18 protein-coding genes and 1 pseudogene are annotated in these 21,158 nt (G+C 46.6%); 9 read left to right on the forward strand and 10 right to left on the reverse strand.

Annotation, left to right across the window (positions count from 1 at the left end; translation table 11 throughout):
* Positions 1–15 precede the first annotated feature (15 nt).
* Entirely contained in the window at positions 16–585 is a 570-nt protein-coding gene (locus AOC07_RS01050; RefSeq protein ID WP_215357792.1) for a CNP1-like family protein, read from the reverse strand.
* The gene (locus AOC07_RS01055) at positions 582–1,181 is read right to left on the reverse strand and encodes an RNA pyrophosphohydrolase (protein ID WP_215293564.1); all 600 of its coding nucleotides are present in this window, start codon (positions 1,179–1,181) and stop codon (positions 582–584) included. Before AOC07_RS01055 ends, AOC07_RS01050 begins: the two co-directional genes overlap by 4 nt.
* Positions 1,182–1,229: 48 nt before the next feature.
* On the opposite strand from AOC07_RS01055, the gene AOC07_RS01060 reads away from it, so the two are divergent.
* Positions 1,230–2,972 carry a proline--tRNA ligase gene (locus tag AOC07_RS01060; protein WP_215357793.1) on the forward strand — a complete coding sequence of 581 codons (1,743 nt, stop codon included), beginning with the start codon at positions 1,230–1,232 and terminating at the stop codon, positions 2,970–2,972.
* Positions 2,973–2,995: 23 nt separating this feature from the next.
* On the opposite strand, the gene ffh is transcribed toward AOC07_RS01060, so the two are convergent.
* Entirely contained in the window at positions 2,996–4,378 is a 1,383-nt protein-coding gene (ffh, locus tag AOC07_RS01065) for a signal recognition particle protein (protein ID WP_215357795.1), read from the reverse strand.
* A gap of 20 nt (positions 4,379–4,398) precedes the next feature.
* Between ffh and AOC07_RS01070 the strand changes: the two genes are divergently transcribed.
* The 5 genes from AOC07_RS01070 (at position 4,399) to AOC07_RS01090 (ending at position 11,133) form a co-directional block, all read left to right on the forward strand.
* A complete protein-coding gene (locus AOC07_RS01070) occupies positions 4,399–5,247 on the forward strand; it encodes an inner membrane protein YpjD (RefSeq protein WP_215357797.1) in 849 nt (282 codons plus the stop codon).
* Between the two features lie 3 nt (positions 5,248–5,250).
* Positions 5,251–6,069, forward strand: coding sequence for a 1,6-anhydro-N-acetylmuramyl-L-alanine amidase AmpD (gene ampD / locus AOC07_RS01075; protein ID WP_256437847.1), 819 nt, complete (start codon positions 5,251–5,253; stop codon positions 6,067–6,069).
* Positions 6,070–6,344: 275 nt separating this feature from the next.
* Positions 6,345–9,329 carry a ribonucleoside-diphosphate reductase subunit alpha gene (locus AOC07_RS01080; RefSeq protein WP_215293568.1) on the forward strand — a complete coding sequence of 995 codons (2,985 nt, stop codon included), beginning with the start codon at positions 6,345–6,347 and terminating at the stop codon, positions 9,327–9,329.
* Between the two features lie 45 nt (positions 9,330–9,374).
* A complete protein-coding gene (locus AOC07_RS01085; RefSeq protein ID WP_215357799.1) occupies positions 9,375–10,559 on the forward strand; it encodes a ribonucleotide-diphosphate reductase subunit beta in 1,185 nt (394 codons plus the stop codon).
* A gap of 334 nt (positions 10,560–10,893) precedes the next feature.
* A complete protein-coding gene (locus AOC07_RS01090) occupies positions 10,894–11,133 on the forward strand; it encodes a hypothetical protein (protein WP_371816721.1) in 240 nt (79 codons plus the stop codon).
* Positions 11,134–11,317: 184 nt separating this feature from the next.
* Here AOC07_RS01090 and AOC07_RS01095 read toward each other — a convergent pair whose 3' ends face one another.
* The 7 genes and pseudogenes from AOC07_RS01095 to AOC07_RS01120 form a co-directional block, all read right to left on the reverse strand.
* The gene (locus AOC07_RS01095) at positions 11,318–12,277 is read right to left on the reverse strand and encodes a carbohydrate kinase family protein (protein ID WP_215357800.1); all 960 of its coding nucleotides are present in this window, start codon (positions 12,275–12,277) and stop codon (positions 11,318–11,320) included.
* A 71-nt stretch (positions 12,278–12,348) separates the two neighbouring features.
* Positions 12,349–12,969, reverse strand: a complete 621-nt coding sequence (locus AOC07_RS09375; RefSeq protein ID WP_251371734.1) for a DUF3426 domain-containing protein — start codon at positions 12,967–12,969, stop codon at positions 12,349–12,351.
* Positions 12,961–13,878, reverse strand: a pseudogene (prmA, locus tag AOC07_RS09380) (50S ribosomal protein L11 methyltransferase); the annotation flags it as partial. The pseudogene prmA and the gene AOC07_RS09375, both read right to left, overlap by 9 nt.
* 16 nt (positions 13,879–13,894) lie before the next feature.
* Positions 13,895–15,259, reverse strand: a complete 1,365-nt coding sequence (gene accC / locus AOC07_RS01105; RefSeq protein ID WP_215293572.1) for an acetyl-CoA carboxylase biotin carboxylase subunit — start codon at positions 15,257–15,259, stop codon at positions 13,895–13,897.
* Between the two features lie 44 nt (positions 15,260–15,303).
* Complete coding sequence (gene accB, locus AOC07_RS01110; protein WP_215293573.1) at positions 15,304–15,765, reverse strand: acetyl-CoA carboxylase biotin carboxyl carrier protein; 462 nt, start codon at positions 15,763–15,765, stop codon at positions 15,304–15,306.
* A 36-nt stretch (positions 15,766–15,801) separates the two neighbouring features.
* Entirely contained in the window at positions 15,802–16,251 is a 450-nt protein-coding gene (gene aroQ, locus AOC07_RS01115; protein ID WP_215293574.1) for a type II 3-dehydroquinate dehydratase, read from the reverse strand.
* Between the two features lie 191 nt (positions 16,252–16,442).
* Positions 16,443–16,970, reverse strand: coding sequence for a TlpA disulfide reductase family protein (locus tag AOC07_RS01120; RefSeq protein ID WP_215357802.1), 528 nt, complete (start codon positions 16,968–16,970; stop codon positions 16,443–16,445).
* Between the two features lie 26 nt (positions 16,971–16,996).
* Between AOC07_RS01120 and mpl the strand changes: the two genes are divergently transcribed.
* Genes mpl through AOC07_RS01135 form a run of 3 tightly spaced genes read left to right on the forward strand, consistent with a single transcriptional unit; the run spans position 16,997 to position 21,154 of the window.
* Positions 16,997–18,397 carry a UDP-N-acetylmuramate:L-alanyl-gamma-D-glutamyl-meso-diaminopimelate ligase gene (mpl, locus tag AOC07_RS01125; protein ID WP_215357803.1) on the forward strand — a complete coding sequence of 467 codons (1,401 nt, stop codon included), beginning with the start codon at positions 16,997–16,999 and terminating at the stop codon, positions 18,395–18,397.
* Positions 18,398–18,413: 16 nt separating this feature from the next.
* Positions 18,414–19,148: a beta-ketoacyl-ACP reductase gene (locus AOC07_RS01130; protein ID WP_215293577.1), complete on the forward strand. Its 735-nt coding sequence runs from the start codon at positions 18,414–18,416 to the stop codon at positions 19,146–19,148.
* A gap of 2 nt (positions 19,149–19,150) precedes the next feature.
* The gene (locus tag AOC07_RS01135) at positions 19,151–21,154 is read left to right on the forward strand and encodes a ribonuclease catalytic domain-containing protein (RefSeq protein WP_215357804.1); all 2,004 of its coding nucleotides are present in this window, start codon (positions 19,151–19,153) and stop codon (positions 21,152–21,154) included.
* The last annotated feature ends 4 nt before the right edge of the window (positions 21,155–21,158 follow it).

Raw genomic sequence — 21,158 nt, forward strand, 5'->3', positions numbered from 1 at the left:
TTCCACTGAAAATAGCTAGTTCGCTATCACTCCAAATGAGTTGCTGGGCTGAGTCCCGCCGGTAAAATTGCTTGGATTTAAGGCCTTCAGAATCGCATTCATGCTCTTCTCTTGGGTGGTGAAGTTACAAAAAGCACCTTGTGCCAGAGCTGCCTGATAGCGATTCGGCACTTTGCTTTGAATTGTTTGCCAAGTGGATAAGGGATTTTCTTTCCAGATTCCATTCTCAAGCGTTCCGTATAGGCGCCACTGAAATGAGTCACAGCGAATACCTTCGTATTGGGCCTGCTGCTCACCGCTTGGATTGCTCACTACTACGATATAGCGTGTAACCCCATCTTTACCGATCAAGATGGAGTCAGTATCTATGGCGAATTTAAATACTGAGCGTTCAGAAACATAAAAGGACTGTAGAGTAGATTTATTCGGAGGGTTCAAAGGCATTGTGGTTGTGCCCTCCTTAAATACCATGGGCGCAAATGGATCTAAACCACTTTCTAGTGGGTCACCTGCGCAAGCTAGCAAGCTTGCGCTGATAGTAATGCTAATCGCATAGGCGCTTATTTTGCGTAATGTAGCATTCATTTTTCATTATCCGATTTAGTAGAGGTATTGTTTTGATCGTCGTCGCCGGCGTAAAAAGATTGAATTAGATCTAGCGGGGTCCCCCAGGCTAGTTGTTGCAGGCGCAACCCTCTGGAAAGATAGCGGGCGAGTTCTGAAAGGGCTAACTCATAAACCTCGCGTTTGAAGTCAATGACAGCATCTAACTGAATCCAGAAGGGAACCCATCGCCAGGCATCAAACTCTGGGTGATCTGAGGCGCGTAGCTGAATATCGCTATCTAAGCCTACTAAGCGCAAGAGAAACCAAATCTGTTTTTGACCGCGGTAAGCGTTACGGTGAACGCGCGTGGCATGTTGACGGCGCAAGTATTCCTCGGGGACGTCATAACGAAGCCAATCCCTAGTCCGTCCAATAATTTGGACATGTTCTGGTAGCAAGCCAACTTCCTCATGCAATTCGCGGTACATTGCCTGTTCAGGGCTTTCACCATGCTGAATCCCACCCTGTGGGAACTGCCACGAATGCTGCCCAACGCGTTTTCCCCAGAAAACCTCGTTACGGCTATTAAGGAGGACAATGCCGACATTGGGGCGATACCCTTCACGGTCAAGCATGATCGTGCCTCAAATCCTTTAAAATCAATGATTTGATTATATCTATACATGAAAGCATCGCAATCATTTCTCGCCACCCTAAAAGAAGCGCCCTCTGACGCTGAGGTGGTTTCGCACAAGCTGATGGTGCGAGCAGGTTTAATTCGCAAGCTCAGCGCAGGCATTTATAACTATTTGCCGCTCGGTTTGAAGGTGATTCGCAAGGTCGAAAACATCATTCGCGAAGAAATGAATCGTGCTGGCGCGATTGAATTACTCATGCCAATGATCCAGCCCGCAGAATTATGGCAAGAGACGGGTCGTTGGGAAAAAATGGGCCCTGAATTACTGCGCATTAAAGATCGTCATGATAGAGATTTCTTAATTCAGCCAACCTCTGAAGAGGTGATTACTGATTTAGCTCGCAATGAGATTAAGAGTTACAAACAGTTGCCAATTAATTTCTATCAGATCCAAACAAAATTCCGCGATGAGCGCCGCCCGCGTTTTGGCATTATGCGTGGTCGTGAGTTCAGCATGAAAGATGCTTACTCATTTGATCGCGATACCGAAGGATTGAAAAAGTCTTATCAAATTATGTTTGATGCTTACACCCGTATCTTTCAGCGTATGGGTTTGAAGTTCCGCGCGGTCACCGCCGATAATGGCGCAATTGGTGGATCTGGTAGCCAAGAGTTTCATGTGATTGCTGATACGGGTGAAGATGCCATTGTGTATTGCCCTAACTCTGACTACGCAGCAAATTTAGAGGCTGCCGAATCTCTAGCATTGACAGCAATAAGAGATGCAGCAAGTGCCGCAATAGCTAAAGTTTCTACGCCTAATAAGAGTACTTGTGCTGATGTCGCCCAGTTTCTCAATCTGCCATTAGAAAAGACGGTAAAGACTTTATTGTTTGCAGCAGATCAAGAAAAAGGCCCTGTCAAACTCTTTATGCTTTTGGTGCGCGGCGACCACGAACTCAATGAAGTCAAAGCCAGCAAGATTCCTGGCATGGCTGAGTCACGTTTTGCTACTGAAGTAGAAATCAAACAAGCATGCAATGCGCCTGCAGGCTATTTAGGCCCTGTTGGCGTGAGTGCTGATGTCACCGTAGTGGCAGATCGTACGGTTGCCAATATGTCTGATTTTGTTTGTGGCGCCAATGATGCTGGCTACCATTTAACTGGTGTGAATTGGGGGCGTGATTTACCAGAGCCTTTAGTGTTGGATATTCGTAATGCAGTGATTGGCGATCCTTCTCCAGACGGCAAAGGTGTAGTGGATATTTGCCGTGGTATCGAGGTTGGTCACGTATTCCAATTGGGCACACGTTACTCAGAAGCAATGGGCTGCACCTATCTCGATCAACAAGGCAAGGCACAGCCAATGGTGATGGGTTGTTATGGCATTGGTGTAACTCGCCTGCTTGGCGCAGCAATTGAACAGGGGCACGATGAGAAGGGCATTATTTGGCCAATTTCCATGGCACCATTTGAAGTAGTGATTTGCCCAATGGGTTATGACAAGTCAGAAGCAGTGAAGGCTGTATGTGATCAACTGCATGATGAATTGCGCGCTGCTGGTGTCGATGTGATTCTGGATGATCGCAATGAGCGTCCAGGTGCGATGTTTGCAGATTGGGAGCTCATTGGTGCACCATTCCGCGTTGTGGTTGGTGATCGCGGCTTAGCCAATGCTGAAGTGGAATTTAAAGGGCGCATTGATGCTGAGTCTCAAAATATTCCGCTAGCGGATATCAAAGCAGTAGTCATCGCTGCCGTTCAAACTGCGAAGAACTTAATTCAATAATTTTTTCGTAGCACTTAATTAGTTTATTTTTTAAAGAGCCCGCCAATACCTTTGGCGGCTCCCTTTGCGGCCATACTTGCCATGGTGCGAGCCATCTTCCCACCCTTAAATTGTTTCATCATGGTTTGCATTTGCTCAAACTGAGCAAGTAGGCGATTCACTTCTTGTACTTCTACACCGGCACCTGCCGCAATACGTCGCTTGCGACTGGCTTTGAGTAGCTCTGGTTTGCTACGTTCACGTGGCGTCATACTGTCGATAATGCCGCGCATACGGGTTGTTTGTTTGTCGGCATTACTAAGATTTGTTTTGGAAGCTGCTTGAGTAACCTGGCTGGGTAATTTATCCATCAAGCTTGCCATGCCACCCATTTTTTGCATTTGCATGAGTTGATCGCGAAAGTCTCCTAGATCAAATCCACCTTTAGAGATCTTGCTTGCTAACTTTTCAGCTTTAGCAACATCAACATGCTGCTGCGCTTGTTCCACCAAAGCCAGAATGTCGCCCATACCCAAAATACGATTGGCCATGCGCTCGGCATCAAAGGCCTCAAGACCATCCATTTTTTCAGCTACGCCAATAAATTTGAGTGGCACGCCAGTCACTTGACGCACTGAAAGGGCGGCACCACCGCGTGAGTCGCCGTCTAGCTTGGTAAGAATCACGCCAGTCAGTGGTAGCGCTTCATGGAAGGCTTTAGCAGTATTAACAGCATCTTGACCGAGCATGGCGTCCACTACAAACAAGGTTTCAATTGGATTCAGGCTTGCATGCAACGTTTTAATTTCTTGCATGAGTGCTTCGTCAATGCCTAAGCGACCTGCGGTATCGACTAAGACCACATCAAAATAATGACGGCGTGCCCAATCTAAAGCTGCGAGAGCAATGTCGTTTGGTTTTTGATTAACATTGCTTGGGAAAAATTCCGCACCAACCTGCTTGGTAACCGTTTCAAGTTGTTCGATGGCGGCTGGCCGATAGACGTCGCAAGAAACTGTAAGAACTTTCTTCTTTTTCTTTTCTTGGAGCCACTTAGCTAGCTTGCCAACAGAGGTTGTTTTGCCTGCGCCCTGCAACCCCGCCATCAAAATCACTGCTGGAGGCTGGGTGGCTAAATTGAGTTCGCCACTTTGATTGGTGTCGCCCATCATGACTTGGGCGAGTTCATGCTGTACTACGCCAACTAAAGCTTGTCCTGGACTAAGGCTGCCAACCACTTCTTCGCCAAGGGCTTTAAATTTAATTTGCTCGAGCAAAGACTTGACTACTGGGAGCGCTACGTCAGCCTCCAATAGGGCCAGGCGGATCTCCCGCAGCATTTCTGCGGTGTTGGCTTCAGTTAGGCGGGCTTGCCCCCGCATTGTTTTAACAACGCGGGATAAGCGGTCGGTAAGGTTCTCTAGCATTTATGGATTAGACTTTCTAGATGGATATTTTAGGTTACTCAAGTTCGGGATGGCTCCCATCTGTGCTTTACTTGCTCCTTTTGCTGATTTTGGGCTCGGGAGCTAGAGGCAGCATAGAGTCGCCTTTATTTTCTGGGCTTGTGCAGGCGGGTATTTTCTTGGTTTTGCTGGTTCATGCCATTGAACTTCATGACTCAGTCTTTACTTCCCAAGGATTTGTTTTTGGGTTTGCCCAGGACTTATCACTGATTGCCTGGGTTGGCCTTGCTTTTTACTGGTTCCAGTCTTGGTTTTTGCCAATCTCCAGTTTGCGCTGGATGGCTTTGTTATTTGCCCTTGTTTGTACTATGTTGCCCAATTTATTCCCTGGGACATTAATTTCACCTAAAGCAGTATCGGACCCTTGGTTCAAAGGCCACTTCATAGTGGCAACGATTTCTGTAGGCTTGCTCAGTTTGGCTGCGATGCATGCCATGTTAATGAGTGTTCAGGACCGAGCACTACATCGCCAGTTAGCTATTGTTCCCAATAGCCGTCTTGCGCATTGGTTGGAGGAGTTACCTCCATTGATGACAATGGAAAGCCTATTATTTAATTTGCTCTACGTTGGCTTTGCCCTGTTAAGCCTGACAGTGTTTTCAGGCCTGCTATTTTCTCAAGCCTTATTTGGCAAGCCTTTTGTTTTTGATCACAAAACTATTTTTGCGCTGATTTCTTGGTTCTTGTTTGCAGGTTTACTCATTGCGCGTTGGAGGGTTGGATTGCGCGGCAGGGCTGCGATTCGTTGGGTATTGAGCGCATACACCGCTTTGCTTCTCGCTTATGTCGGTAGCCGTTTTGTGTTGGAAGTGATTCTTCAGAGAGTATGACCTTTGATTAAGTGGCTTTTACTACTTGCCGGAGCGGGCCTCTTCTATTTGTGGCTTAAGGGAAAAAAGCAAGCCAAATTTGATCGGGAGCAATCAAGCAGCCCCAGGACTGGTAATGATCAGACGCTCACTGAGCCCAAGACAATGATTCAATGCCAGCATTGCAAAGTACATCTACCGCAATCTGATGCAATTCTTCATGATGGCCGGTTTTATTGTTCAAAACAGCATCTTGATGTATTGGATCCTCATGGCTGGCTTGGCGTCGCCAGTAGACATGTTTCGCCAAATAAGGACCCAAGGCCAGAAGGAGTGGCTCCTGAGTTACTGGTAATTCATCACATTAGTCTGCCGCCTGGCGAATTTCAAAGTCGTGCATCTAATCAACACATCATCAACTTTTTCCAAAACACATTAGATCCAAACGCACATCCCTATTTTGCAGAGATTGCCGAACAAAAAGTCTCAAGTCATTTTCTAATTACGCGATCTGGCGAGCTGATTCAGTTTGTTTCTGCTGGGGAGAGGGCGTGGCACGCTGGCGCATCCTCCTTCATGGGTAGAGAAAGATGTAATGATTTTTCGATTGGCGTTGAGTTGGAGGGTGATGGAGAGACGCCATTTGAAGATGCTCAATACACAGCATTAGCAGGACTTGTGCAGAAATTGCTACGGACTTATCCAAATTTGCAATTTGCAGGACATAGCGACATTTCCCCGGGGCGAAAAACAGATCCTGGAAAATATTTTGATTGGGGAAAGTTCCAAAAAGAGACAGGTATTTCGGAAGAAAAAATACCGTACGGCGTAGTTTCTCGTTAGTTCAAATCTTTGTATGTGAGCATACGCTCACTTTTTTAGCCTTTAGCTAAAAAGGGCTAAAAATTCCGCACCAAAATGACCCCTAAATTATTGTAAAACTTAGTAAAAATACTAATAAGCAATAGTCAGAAAAAGCTTACCAAAGACTAAATATTTCCCTATACTTAGTATCAAATGCACTTCGAGACACTAGATGTAGTGTTTGAATGTAGCAATACCCCATTGTTTTTTAACGGTATTTTGTCCAAATCACTATATATAGACGCAGGAATAACATGACATACGCAAATCCACAGACAGCAGGCCAAACACCTGGAGCAAATAACCCAGGAATCAGTCCTGCGGGGGCAATTAATCAGACCCCTTCTGCCGGTTTTGTGGCGGGTGGTGTTGGCGGCAGCCAGGCAACCCAGTTGTCTGACTATAAGATTATTCGCCGCAATGGTTCTGTTGTTGCATTTGAGCCATCTAAGATTGCGATTGCTGTAACTAAGGCATTTTTAGCGGTGAATGGTGGCCAAGGAGCGGCATCTGCACGTGTGCGCGAGCAAGTCGAGCAACTAACACATTCAGTGGTGCGTGCTTTATTGCGTAGTCGCCCAAATGGTGGCACTTTCCACATTGAAGATATTCAAGACCAGGTTGAATTGGCTTTAATGCGCAGTGGTGAGCACAACGTTGCTCGTGCCTATGTTCTTTACCGCGAAAAGCGCAACCAAGAGCGTGCTGCTCAGCAAGTAGCCTCGCAAGATACTCAAGTGGCCAATCAAGCCGGTGAGTCTGGCATCAAGGTTACCGATAACGGCGTCGAGAAGTGGCTTGACATGGCTGCTTTGCGCACTGTGATTGAGGCAGCTTGCGAAGGTTTGGGTAATCAGATTGATGCTACACCAATCATTACTGAAACCATTAAGAATTTGTACGACGGCGTACCAATGGCGCAAGTGTATGACTCTGCCATCTTGGCATCCCGTACCTTGATCGAGAAGGATCCTGCATATAGTCAGGTGACAGCTCGTATCTTGATGCACGTGATCCGTAAAGAGATTTTTGGTAAAGAGGTATTGCAAGGCGATACACAGACTGAATACGGCACTTACTTTGCCAAGTACATCAATGAAGGTATTTCTGCGGAGTTGTTAGACCCACGTATGCGTGAGTTTGACTTACCGCGCTTGGCTGCAGCCTTAAACGCGAGCCGCGACTTGCAGTTCAACTACCTCGGTTTGCAAACGTTGTATGACCGTTATTTCTTGCATATTGAAGAGCGTCGCATTGAAATGCCGCAGGCTTTCTTTATGCGGGTGGCGATGGGCTTGGCTTTAAATGAGATGGACCGTGAGCGCCGTGCGATTGAGTTCTATGAAATCCTCTCTACATTTGATTTCATGTCTAGCACACCAACTCTATTTAATTCAGCAACAACTCGCCCACAGCTTTCTAGCTGCTACTTGACAACGGTCGAAGATGATCTCGATGGCATTTACGAAGCCTTGAAAGAAAATGCTCTGTTATCCAAGTTCGCTGGTGGCTTGGGCAATGACTGGACTAACGTCCGCGCCCTAGGTAGCCATATCAAAGGTACTAACGGTAAATCACAAGGCGTTGTGCCATTCTTGAAGGTAGTTAATGACACTGCGGTAGCTGTTAACCAAGGCGGAAAGCGCAAGGGTGCAGTTTGTGCCTACTTGGAAACATGGCATCTAGATGTTGAAGAGTTCTTAGAGTTGCGCAAGAACACTGGTGACGACCGTCGCCGTACGCATGATATGAATACCTCCAACTGGATTCCTGACTTGTTCATGAAGCGTGTTATGGAAAACGGCGATTGGACTCTGTTCTCCCCATCCAACACTCCTGACTTGCATGACAAGTACGGCAAAGCATTTGAAGAGGCTTATGTTGCCTATGAACAAAAAGCTGACCGTGGCGAGTTAAAACCATTCCGCAGAATTCCGGCGCAACAGTTATGGCGCAAGATGCTGGGTATGCTGTTTGAAACAGGCCACCCATGGATTACTTTCAAAGATCCTTGCAATATTCGTAGCCCACAGCAGCACGTTGGCGTGGTTCACTCGTCCAACCTGTGTACTGAAATTACCCTCAACACTAATGAGGAAGAGATTGCTGTTTGTAACTTGGGTTCCGTGAACTTGACAGCACACATGACGACTGACGCTAACGGCAAGATGATTTTGGACCATGAGAAGCTTCAGAAGACTGTTCGTACTGCTATGCGCATGCTGGACAACGTGATTGATATTAACTATTACGCAGTTGCTAAGGCCCGTAATTCCAATTTGAAGCATCGTCCCGTTGGCATGGGCATTATGGGCTTCCAGGATTGCTTGCATATGCAGCGAATTCCTTACGCTAGCGATGAGGCGGTAAAGTTCGCCGACTCCTCTATGGAAGCGGTTTGCTACTACGCATATCAGGCTTCATGCGAATTGGCTGAAGAGCGTGGCGTTTATAGTACCTATAAAGGTTCCTTGTGGGATCGTGGCATCCTTCCGCAAGACTCAGTAGCGCTATTAGCGCAAGAGCGTGGCGGCTATGTTGAGGTAGATAACTCCTCAACCATGGATTGGAGCGGTTTGCGTGCACGCATCAAACAGCACGGAATGCGCAACTCTAATTGCGTAGCGATTGCACCAACAGCAACGATTTCAAACATCATTGGCGTTTCCGCCTGTATCGAACCTACTTTCCAGAATTTGTTCGTGAAATCGAATCTTTCTGGTGAGTTCACCGTGGTAAACGAGTACTTGGTGCGTGATTTGAAGGATCGCGGCCTTTGGGATGAAGTCATGATTGCTGATTTGAAGTACTTTGACGGTACTCTATCTAAGATTGATCGTATTCCACAAGACTTGCGTGATTTATATGCGACCGCCTTTGAAGTGGAGCCAAGCTGGTTGGTTGAAGCTGCCTCTCGTCGTCAGAAGTGGATTGACCAGGCTCAGTCATTGAATATCTATATGGGCGGCGCATCTGGTAAGAAATTGGATGACACCTACAAGTTGGCATGGTTGCGCGGCCTGAAGACAACGTATTACCTCCGCACTATGGCTGCAACTCACGTTGAGAAATCAACTGTTGCTAGCGGTCAATTAAACTCAGTTTCAAGTGGCGGCGGCGTAAACGGTACAGATGCAGCTGCGGCAGCAGGTGCTGGTGGTGCGGTTGAGGCAGACGGTCCAGTTTGTACTATGCGCCCTGGCGACGCCGGCTTTGAAGAATGTGAAGCATGCCAATAAGCAATTTGCTTATTGGTCAGAAATAAAAGAATTTAGGAGAAAGTTATGTTGAATTGGGATGAGGAAGTTGCTCCAGCGTTAGCGAAAGCTGGTGTTCCACCGCAGCCGGTTGCAGTGGAGCCACAACGTCCACGGCCAGATCAAGTGGCAATGGCACCGCAAACTGTCGCGTCGGCACCGGTAGAAGCCGCTAACTTAGCTGGTGGCGCGGCATTGCGTGTAAACGCGGCTGATAAGCGCGTGATTAATGCCAAGACTGATGTAAATCAACTGGTGCCATTTAAATATAAGTGGGCTTGGGAAAAATATTTGGCTGGATGTGCAAACCATTGGATGCCACAAGAGATCAATATGAACCGCGATATCGCGCTTTGGAAGGATCCTAATGGTTTGACTGAAGATGAGCGTCGCATCATCAAACGCAATCTGGGTTTCTTTACCACTGCTGATTCTTTGGCGGCAAATAATATTGTTTTGGGTACTTATCGCCACATTACTGCTCCAGAGTGCCGTCAATACCTATTGCGTCAGGCTTTTGAAGAGGCGATTCATACTCATGCGTACCAATATATTGTCGAATCTTTAGGTTTAGATCAGAGCGAAATCTTCAATGCGTACAACGAAATTGAGTCTATTCGCGCCAAAGACCAATTCTTAATTCCGTTTATTAACGTGTTGACAGACCCAAATTTCAAGACTGGCACGCTAGAAGCTGACCAAATGTTGCTTCGTTCACTCATCGTTTTTGCTTGTGTGATGGAAGGTTTGTTCTTTTATGTTGGTTTTACGCAAATACTTGCAATGGGTCGTCAAAACAAAATGACGGGTGCTGCTGAGCAGTATCAATACATCCTTCGTGACGAGTCAATGCACTGCAATTTTGGCATCGATTTGATTAACCAAATCAAGCTGGAGAACCCGCAGTTATGGACTTCCGCGTTCAAAGACGAGATTAAATCTATCTTTGAAAAAGCAGTCGAATTAGAGTACCGTTATGCCGAAGATACGATGCCTCGAGGAGTGCTCGGATTGAACGCTCCAATGTTCAAAGGTTACCTAAGATACATTTGTAATCGCAGATGTTTGCAAATAGGACTTGACGCGATGTTCCCAAATGAAGAGAATCCATTTCCATGGATGTCAGAAATGATTGATCTGAAAAAAGAACGAAACTTTTTTGAGACACGCGTTATTGAGTATCAGACCGGTGGTGCGCTAAGTTGGGAGTAGTAAAGTAATTAGTAAGCGCACAACTGGCTAAATAGGAGATTAGACGGTTGGATAGTTTAAGAAGTCAGCAGAAACAGACTCAAATCCGAAAACCCTTACTCAAGGGTGCCAGAGCTATTCTCTCTATTTTTTCCACCACATTTAAGAAGCCGTTGCCCTTTGGGGCTGCGGCTTTTTTTCCAGGATTCATTAGCGTGCAGCACTTAGCATCAAGCCGCGCGCCGATGAATGGCTCGCTCGTCAGATCTAATTGGTTGCAAAACCAGGCGGAAATGAGTGGTCGGGTCTTCTTAATCGGTAGTTTGTATCAATCCTCACGTGAAGGAGTATGACTATGGCAATCGCCAAGAAAAAACCTGCTGCAAAGAAACCAGCTGCGAAGAAAAAAGTAGCTGCTAAGAAGCCTGCTGCTAAAAAAGTAGCTGCTAAGAAGCGTCCTGCTGCGAAGAAAAAAGTAGCTGCTAAGAAGCGTCCTGCTGCTAAGAAGCGCCCAGCTGCTAAAAAAGCTGCCGCTAAAAAGCCAGCCGCTAAGAAGCGTCCAGCTGCTAAAAAACGCGTAGCAAAAAAAAAGTAAGTAAGCCTGCTGCGAAGAAAGCGGGCTCTGCTGTAAAAAAGCCCGTGGCTAAGAAAGCTGCTCTAGCAACATCTGCTGCTGCTTGGCCCTTCCCAACTGGCACACGTCCTTAATCAGACGGGTGTTACCAGAAGGGGTCTCTAACGAGACCCCTTTTTTATTGCTGAGCGATTTTAGATTGCGCTTAGTAACTAAAGCCAAAAGCAGTTTTAAATTGCTCAGCAATCTGAGCCTGGCTTAATTGATGATTTTGTGGTCCCTGATGGGTAATTTTGATTGAGCCCATCAAACTGGCTAGGCGACCGGTTGTTTCCCAGTCCATGCCATTTTCGAGTCCAAAAAGTAAGCCACCACGAAAAGCATCACCACATCCGGTTGGGTCAACTACCTTTGTCGCTGGTACGGATGGAATGGAGATGCACTTACCATCAGAATAGATGTCAGCACCCTCGGCTCCTTTGGTAACAATCAAGGCCCTTACTCGCTCAGCTACCTTGGCTAGGCTCAGCCCGGTTCTTTGTGAAAGCATTTCGCCTTCATAGTCATTTACAGCCAGATAACTTGCAATATCAACCAACTCCAGTAGTTCTGGACCGTTAAACATCGGCAGACCTTGGCCTGGATCAAAAATAAATGGAATGTTGGCTTCTGCTAATTGATGGCAGTGCTCCCACATGCCTTGACGACCATCTGGAGCGACGATGCCAAATTTGGCTGCGCCCTTAGAGTTTTTACTGCGCTCTGCAAGTACTGCAGAAACTTGGTTGAGATGGGATTCACCCATTGCACCTGGATGAAAGGCAGTAATCTGATTATTGGCTTGATCGGTTGTAATCATCGCCTGCGCCGTGAAGGCTTGGTCAATTTGACGTATGTGGCTAGCATCAATCTTCAGCTGCTCAAGACGGCTCATATAGGGAGAGGCATCACCGCCAACCGTTGCCATGATGATCGGGTCACCACCTAAGATCTTGAGGTTGTAGGCGATATTACCTGCGCAGCCACCGAATTCTCGGCGCATGGTTGGTACTAAGAAGGCCACATTCAGAATATGAATCTGCTCAGGCAGGATTTGGTCGGCAAATTTGCCTTCAAAGTTCATGATGGTGTCATAGGCGATAGAGCCGCAGATCAAGCTAGCCATAAATTGCTTTCTGTAAAAAATGAATAGGAATTAAGGATGAGAATAAAGAAAAAGTGAAATCAGTGAGTTGCTTAGGGGTAAAAGACTCTGACGCGATAGCCAGCAGCATTCTGTGGCAAGGAAATTGGTAACTCGGACTGAATCTGCTCGCCTGAGGGGATGCCTGTCCGCAAAAAATCAGAATGAGATTCTTGCCAAGCAATAGGCAACCATTCTTTTGGGCTTATTTGAATTGATTGGATCTCAGATTCTTCTGCATCAGTGAGAGAAATTTCTAAATTTGGGGGTAAAACAGCTATTGCGAGACGATTTTGTATTTCAACCTGCAGTAATGATTGATTTACGCCGCTTTTAAGGCCCTCTCCTGCACTTTCAGGTGATAGCGTGGCTGAGATTATTTTCCAAGCTGCAAAATCGCTTACAGGGCGATTTACGCAGCCTAGTGCGTGACATAATTTTTGATCAACACGCTGCAAAACAGAAAATGCACTGACAGCAAACGAATGTGATGTGCCATCAACACGTGGTGCTAATGTAGGCAGTAAAGAATTTCTAGAAAGATGCTCACCAAATACAAGTAGCAGGGCAAAAAAGCAGAGCTGTAGGGCTAACTTAGTTCTTTTTTTTTCAGCAGGTGCAGCAATATCAGTTTTGCTGACATTCTGCTTGTCTTGACTCAGGGCCCCATGCAAGCAAACCCAGCCATCACTCTCTTTCCAAACGGTAAGGGTCAGCCATTGACTGTAGGTGGAGATTACTTCATCAGCTTGGCGCGCAAGTACGCCGGATAAAACAATCTGTCCGCCTGGGCGCATTTTGTTTACCAATGCTGGCGCCAGAACTTGTAGTGGGTTGGCTAAGATATTGGCCATCACGATGTCATATTTTGTTTCTGCAGCAAGCTGAGGGGCGTTTTCGTTTGGCAAAACAAACTGAATTACGGTGTGATTAATTTGCGCATTACTGCGGGCGGCAATCATTGCTTGAGGATCAATATCAGTGCCTACGACTGGATTGCAACCGAGTTTTGCAGCTGCAATCGCGAGAATGCCAGACCCACAACCGTAATCCAAAAGACTTTGTTGTTGTAGGCCCTGATGTTCTTCAAGCCACAGTAAGCATAGATGGGTGGTGGGGTGACTGCCCGTGCCAAAGGCAAGGCCTGGATCTACAGCTAAGCAAATCGCATCCGGATCGGAGGGAGCTTCATGCCAAGATGGCACAACCCAAATGCGCTTACCAATCTGAATAGGTGCAAATTGGCTTTGAGTGAGCCTTACCCAATCTTGTTCTTCAACGATTTTTTCTTGAGGGGCTGTAAGATTAAAGCCAGCTTCTTTCAGGGAATCAAGTAACTCAGGAATAAATTCTGCGCTAGCTGAGGCGTCGATGTCTGGATTGAAAAGGGCTGTAACAGCAGATCTATCCCAAGCCTGAATTTCTGGCGATAGACCAGGTTCTCCATAAAGCGGGTTTTCATCATGTCCACCAGCTGCATCATCTTCTACCGTGACAGAAAGTGCCCCCAGCTCAAGCAGAACATCACCTAAGGATTCAGCAGTTTCAGCAGCTACCGTGAAGACCAGTTCACGGTAAGACATGAGGTGCTCGCATGAATTAAGATTTTCCGCGACTTGCAGCTTGCTCTTCCAAGCGATGCTCAAGGTAATGGATACTGGTACCGCCTTCGATGAAATTAGGGTCCAACATCAATTCGCGATGGAGGGGCACATTGGTAGTGATGCCGTCAATGACCATTTCTGAAAGGGCTATTTGCATGCGGCGGATCGCTTGTTCGCGAGTGTTGCCATAAGAAATCAATTTACCAATCATGGAGTCATAGTTCGAAGGAACTACATAACCGCTATAGGCATGAGAGTCGACACGAATTCCGGGGCCGCCTGGCATATGGAATGAGCCAATTTTGCCTGGGCTTGGCGTGAATTTAAATGGATCCTCAGCATTTAGGCGACATTCGATTGCATGACCACGGAACACAATATCCTTCTGGCGATAATTTAATTTGAGGCCAGCTGCAATCCGAATCTGTTCTTGAACAATGTCTACGCCGGTAATCATTTCAGTCACTGGATGTTCAACTTGAACTCGGGTATTCATCTCAATGAAGAAGAATTCACCATTCTCATAGAGGAATTCGAAGGTTCCTGCGCCACGATAAGCAATTTTTCGGCAGGCTTCTGCGCAGCGCTCACCAATTTTTGCAATCAAGCGGCGATCAATGCCAGGCGCTGGAGCTTCTTCAATGACTTTTTGATGGCGACGTTGCATCGAGCAATCACGTTCGCCTAACCAAATCGCATTGCCATGGGTATCGGCCAGAATTTGAATCTCTACGTGCCGGGGTTTTTCTAGAAACTTCTCCATATAGACTTCTGGATTACCAAAAGCGCGGCCTGCTTCTTCACGAGTCATGTTTACTGCGTTGATCAGAGCTGCTTCGGTATGCACAACTCGCATGCCGCGACCACCACCACCACCGGCAGCTTTAATGATGACCGGATAGCCAACTTTTTTTGCGGCAGCAATAATTTCTTTTGGATCATCCGGCAGTGCACCCTCAGAGCCAGGAACGCAAGGGACGCCTGCTTTAATCATGGCGCGTTTCGCAGAAACTTTGTCACCCATGAGCCGAATCGATGCTGCAGTCGGACCTATGAAGGCGAAGCCTGATTTCTCAACCCGTTCAGCAAAGTCAGCATTCTCGGAAAGAAAACCATAGCCAGGGTGAATTGCTTCGGCATCAGTCACCTCAGCTGCAGAAATAATGGCCGGCATGTTGAGATAACTGAGTGGGGAAGGCGCTGGACCAATACACACCGCTTCATCAGCAAGCTTCACATATTTAGCTTCTTTATCTGCAGTGGAATACACCACTACAGTTTTAATTCCCAATTCGCGGCAAGCACGTTGGATTCGGAGAGCAATTTCCCCCCGATTGGCGATCAGAATCTTATCGAACATGTAGGCTCTAAGTTAGGTAAAGATGGACTAGAGGGCTTAAAGAATTAAGCAATGATGAAAAGTGGTTGATCAAATTCAACGCCTTGACCGTTTTCGCAAAGAATTTCTCTCACGACACCGGCATACTCTGACTCAATTTCATTGAGCAATTTCATGGCTTCAATAATGCAAAGGGTTTGGCCTACTTTTACAGTGTCACCAATGCTTACAAAATTTGGGGATTCTGGATTTGGGGCACGATAGAAAGTACCCACCATTGGTGAGCGCGCAACAGAGCCAGTTTCAGTGGCAGGCGCTTCAGCTACCGCTCCTACTCCCGCAACTGCTGTAGGGGCAGTTTGAGCAGCATGAATGGGCGCCGGGTTTGCATAAACTGTTTGTCCAGCAGGGGCTGAAGAGCCAGCATTTACGATGCGGACACGGTCTTCACCTTCGTTCACCTCTAACTCAGAAATGCCTGATTCAGAAACTAGGTCGATCAAGGTTTTTAGTTTTCTCAGATCCATACGAGTGCTTCCTCTCTTCTAATACTTTGAATAGAATTATTTTTGTAAATGGGTAATGGCTGCTTTGAGCGCTAATTCATAACCAATAGCGCCTAAACCACAAATTACTCCCGTAGCAATGTCAGATAAATAGGAGTGCTTACGAAACTCTTCGCGCTGATGAATATTAGATAAATGAATTTCCACAAAGGGAATGGCTACCCCAGCTAAAACATCCCGCAGGGCAACGCTAGTGTGGGTAAAGGCGCCTGGGTTAATGATGATGAAATCAACCCCATCTAGTTTGGCTTTTTGAATGCGGTCAATTAGCTCGCCTTCATGGTTGCTTTGGTAGGTGCTGAGGTTTACAGATTCAGCTTTGGCTAAATCTTCCAGCTTTTGGTGAATGTCTTCAAGCGTAGTTTTTCCATAAACCTCTGGTTCACGAGTGCCTAATAGGTTGAGATTTGGGCCCTGAATTACGAGAATTGAAGCTTTTTTCGACATAGATCCCTGTTTTTAGAGGCAGTTAGATGTTAATTGCTTCACATGTTATGCCCGAAGTATACCTTCCTAGGCGTCTAAAAAAGCGAATTTTTGGGGTTTTTAGATGAAGTTACTGAAACAAATTCGATTTATTGCCTATTTTCTATGCAATAAAGAGAAGGGGTATCAGTACAGAAAATCAATAAGATGGCCTATAAAGCAGACTTAATTGCTTTTCTGAGCTCTTCTTCGTTTATCTTTCCTAATTTAGTAAAAGTAGATTTACCTTTGCTATTAATGATTACGGTGTAAGGGAGTGCACCTTGAGTATTTCCCATTTGCTTGGAGAGACTGCTGCCTTCCAGGCCGCCAATGAGAATAGGGTAGCTTACAGGGGTCTTTTCCAGAAATTCTAGAATATTAGAGGGTGAATCGATGCCGATGCCGACAAATACTACATTTTGCTGCATATATTCCCGCTGAAGCTGGTCTAAGGCCGGCATTTCTTCAACACAGGGAGGGCACCAGGAGGCCCAAAAGTTAACTACTAAGACTTTCCCTCGCCATTGCGCAGTATTGGCTGTTTTTCCATCTGGACTTTGCCAAGGGTTCGCAAAAAAGGCCTTAACGGATGGTTCACTGGCTAAGCCAGTTTGCGAAATCCATTGGGAAGTGAAGACGCCGCCAAGTAAGGCTATGAGACTGATTCCGCAGATGATCAGTAATTGTCTTCGGTTCATTGCAACTCCTTCGCTAAAATTCGTAGATGCATATACATATCTTAGGCATCTGCGGTACTTTCATGGGCGGGATTGCCGCAATCGCTCGGCAAGCCGGTCACCGTGTAACTGGTTGTGATGCTAATGTGTATCCACCAATGAGTACTCAACTTGAGGCTCAAGGCATCGAATTGATTGAAGGATTTTCACCGGATCAATTATTACAGTTTGAGACGATGCCTGATTTATTTGTTATCGGCAACGTGGTCTCTCGTGGCAATCCACTAATGGAGGCCATTCTCAATCAAGGACTCCCTTATATTTCTGGGCCGCAGTGGTTGGGCGAGCAAGTTTTATATGGCCGACATGTTTTGGCGGTTGCTGGCACACACGGTAAGACAACAACATCAGCCATGCTCACCTGGATACTTGAATTTAATGGCTATAAGCCTGGCTATTTGATTGGCGGAGTGCCGCTGAATTTCCCGGTATCTGCACGTTTAGGTGAGAGCAAATATTTTGTGATCGAGGCCGATGAATATGACACCGCATTCTTTGATAAGCGCAGTAAGTTTGTCCACTACAGACCGCGCACTGCCTTGCTAAATAACTTGGAGTTTGATCACGCCGATATTTTTGCTGATCTAGCAGCCATTGAAACCCAGTTTCATCATTTAGTTCGCACGGTCCCGAGCGAAGGTTTGTTGGTGGTGAATGGTGAAGAGCCTGCCCTAGCGAGTGTGATTACAAAGGGTGCCTGGGCGCCAGTAGAGTGTTTTGGTCATGCTACTAGTAACGAATGGTCATTTATTTCTCAAGAGGGCGATGGGTTTATTGTCCACAGATCCGGTAAAGAAGTCGCAAAAGTGCATTGGGCTGTAGACTCCGGAATAATGGGTCGTCATAACCAATTAAATGCTCTTGCAGCAATTGCATCGGCAAGCCACGTTGGTATTCCCCCGGCAGATTCTGCTCGCGCCCTGGCAGAATTTAAGAATGTCAAACGACGCCTCGAGACCGTCGGTGTTGTAAATGACATCACTATCTATGACGATTTTGCGCATCATCCAACTGCCATTACGACAACTGTGGATGGTTTACGTCGTCGCGTTGGTAAGAGCCGCATCTTGGCTGTCTTGGAGCCTCGCTCTAATACGATGAAGCTTGGGGTGATGAAGGCTCAGTTACCTGGCAGCTTGGAGCAGGTGGATAAAGTTTTTGCCTATGGTGCCAATACTGGTAAGGAGTCTCTAGGTTGGGACTTGGCAGAGGTCTTATCTCCGCTCAATATGAAAGAGCAGGGCAAAGCATTTGCTTTTGATGACCTTGATGTTTTAGTAGGTGTGCTTGCAAAAGAAGCAAGGCCTGGGGATCATGTCTTGGTGATGAGTAATGGCGGATTTGGTGGCGTACATCAAAAACTATTAAAAGCTATTGCAGGCCAATAGAAAAAGAAAGTAAAAAATGGGTGACAGATTAAAAGACAAAGTAGCAATTATCACGGGTGGCGCTAAAGGGATTGGCTTCGCTACTGCTCAGCGCTTTGCGGGAGAAGGCGCAATCACAATCGTTGCGGATATGAATTTAGAGTCTGTAAAAGGCGCTGCCGCACAAATTCCGAAGGCAGAAGCTTATGCCATGAACGTGACTGATCGTGCCAGTATTCAGGCGGTTGTGGATCAGGTGATGCAAAAACACGGTCGTATAGATATCTTGATTAATAACGCTGGTATTACGCAAGATGCCCGTCTGGTGAAGATGACAGAGGCGCAATTTGACTCTGTAATTGATGTCAATTTGAAGGGTGTTTTCAATTGCACGCAGATAATTGTTCCGCATATGCTAGAGGCTAAATCAGGTGCGATTGTGAATGCATCTAGTGTAGTTGGTATTTACGGTAACTTTGGTCAAACCAATTATTCAGCCACCAAATTTGGGGTGATTGGCTTTACCAAGACTTGGGCTCGAGAGTTGGGCCCCAAAGGTATTCGAGTGAATGCAGTCTGCCCCGGCTTTATTGCTACCGAAATGGTTAAAGCAATGCCTGAAAATATTCTGCAAGATATTGAGAGGCGAAGTTGGCTTGGCCGCCTTGGCACTCCAGAAGAAATGGCCAATGTCTATTTATTCTTAGCCAGCGATGAAGCTAGCTATGTCAATGGAGTTGCATTAGAGGCTAGCGGCGGAATTTCCCTCTGAGTATGAATCTTTTATACGAAGAAGGTGGCGATATTAAGATTGCCGCAGTGCAGTCTGCATCGGGCACAGGTGATGCCGAGTCTTGGCAGGCCACTAGTCTTTCTGGAAAGAAGATCAAACTCAAAGCAAAGGAAGTTTGGCTCCGCTTTGAAAAGCCTGAGCCTCAAGCCGTGATGGACGAGGCCACTGCTTTATCTCAGAATATCGATTTGCAGTTACTGTGGGATTGCGCTCCAGATGAAGAGTTTGGTTTGGTCGATGTTTCTCATGAATATTTTGGCGCACAAGCAACTATCCCGCAGCAAGTCTCTTTAGCAATTGCTTTGCAAGGAGCCCCAGTATTTTTTCGTCGCAAGGGGCGTGGCCGCTTTCAGAGGGCGCCCCTAGAGCAACTGCAGGCCGGCTTAGCTGCGCTTGAGCGCAAACAAAAAGAATTGGAGCAGCAGTCTGCATGGCAACAAGAATTGGTTGCCGGCACTTTCCCGGAAGTGCTCAAATCTTCTTCTCAGCAATTATTGTTTTCACCGGATAAAAATACCACTGCGTATAAAGCATTGTTAGCCGCATGCGCTGAGACTGGTGAATCTCCGGCGCAGTTGATGATTCGGTGCGGTGCAATTCTTTCGCCCCTGGCTTATCACCAAGGCATGTTTCTGAAAGCACACTTCCCCAATGGCGCTGCGCATAGTCAGGGCATTGGGGTTGATCAATCTGCTTACGCTGCTGCCATTGCAGATCTGCCACTCGCAGACGTGAAAGCTTTCTCAATTGATGACTCGGGTACAACAGAGATTGATGATGCTTTATCAGTAACTGATTTGGGAGAAGGAGTTCATCGCATTGGTGTTCATATTGCTGCCCCCGGCTTAGCGATTACCAAAGATGACTCACTTGATCAGGTAGCGCGTACTCGTATGTCTACCGTATATTTCCCAGGTGACAAAATCACGATGTTGCCTGACTCGGTCATTGAGCAATTCTCTTTGGATGCAGGTGCTTCGAGGCCGGCCTTATCGATTTATGTTGATGTCGATCCAGAAGGGGTTGCGAACAGGGATTCCCTGCAAATGCGTGCTGAGATGGTGCCAATGGCAGCTAATTTGCGTTTAGAGAATATTGAACACCTTGTTAGCGAAGATAGCTTGCTGGATGAGGGTGCGGCTTATCCATATCGTAAAGAGCTCGCCATTTTATGGAAAGCGGCTAAACATCTGCATGCTGGACGTCAAGAAAAGCGAGTGGCTAATGGCCTTCGCCCAGAGCAGTTAGGTCTCATTGATCCCAACGCTTTAGCAAGAGATTTTCATTTCCAGATTCAGGATGTGAATGGGGTCCAGCGCGTCGAGATTGAGCCCCGTCAGCGCGGATCGATTCTCGATACGATCGTTGCGGAATGGATGATTTTCTGTAATAGCGCCTCAGGGCAGCTGTTAGCTGATCATGGTTTGCCTGGCTTATTCAGAACCCAAAAGGGTTGGGGGCCTCTACGCACCCGTATGCAAACCACCCCGGGTCCTCATGAAGGCTTAGGCTTGGATTACTACGCATGGTGTACATCACCTCTACGTCGTTACTCTGATTTGGTAAACCAATGGCAATTGATTGCCCTGGCTAAACATGGTGTGACTGCAAAGATGGTCGCACCTTTTCCGCCTCGAGATGCCACTTTGATGGGGATTGCGGCAGATTTTGAGTCTTGTTATCAAACTTACGGTGAGTATCAAGATAGATTGGAGAAGTATTGGTGTTTGCGTTGGGCTATTCAAGATGGTGAATCAAAAAATGTACACGTTCGTCATTTAAAGGAAGGAATGTCTCGACTCGAGCTGGTGCCGCTCCATTTGCCTATACCGGAGTTGGCAAGTCATCCGCGGATGACCCGTGCTGAGGTAGTCTTGGAAGATATCGATCTATTGCAGTTAAGTGCCGCCGTCAGGGTATTGGAAATTGAAGCTAAAGTCGAGGTGCCTGAAGTTAGCGCTGCAGAAGATGGTAGCCCAGATTAAATCT

The organism is Polynucleobacter sp. UB-Raua-W9 (assembly GCF_018687435.1).
Taxonomy (GTDB): Bacteria; Pseudomonadota; Gammaproteobacteria; order Burkholderiales; family Burkholderiaceae; genus Polynucleobacter.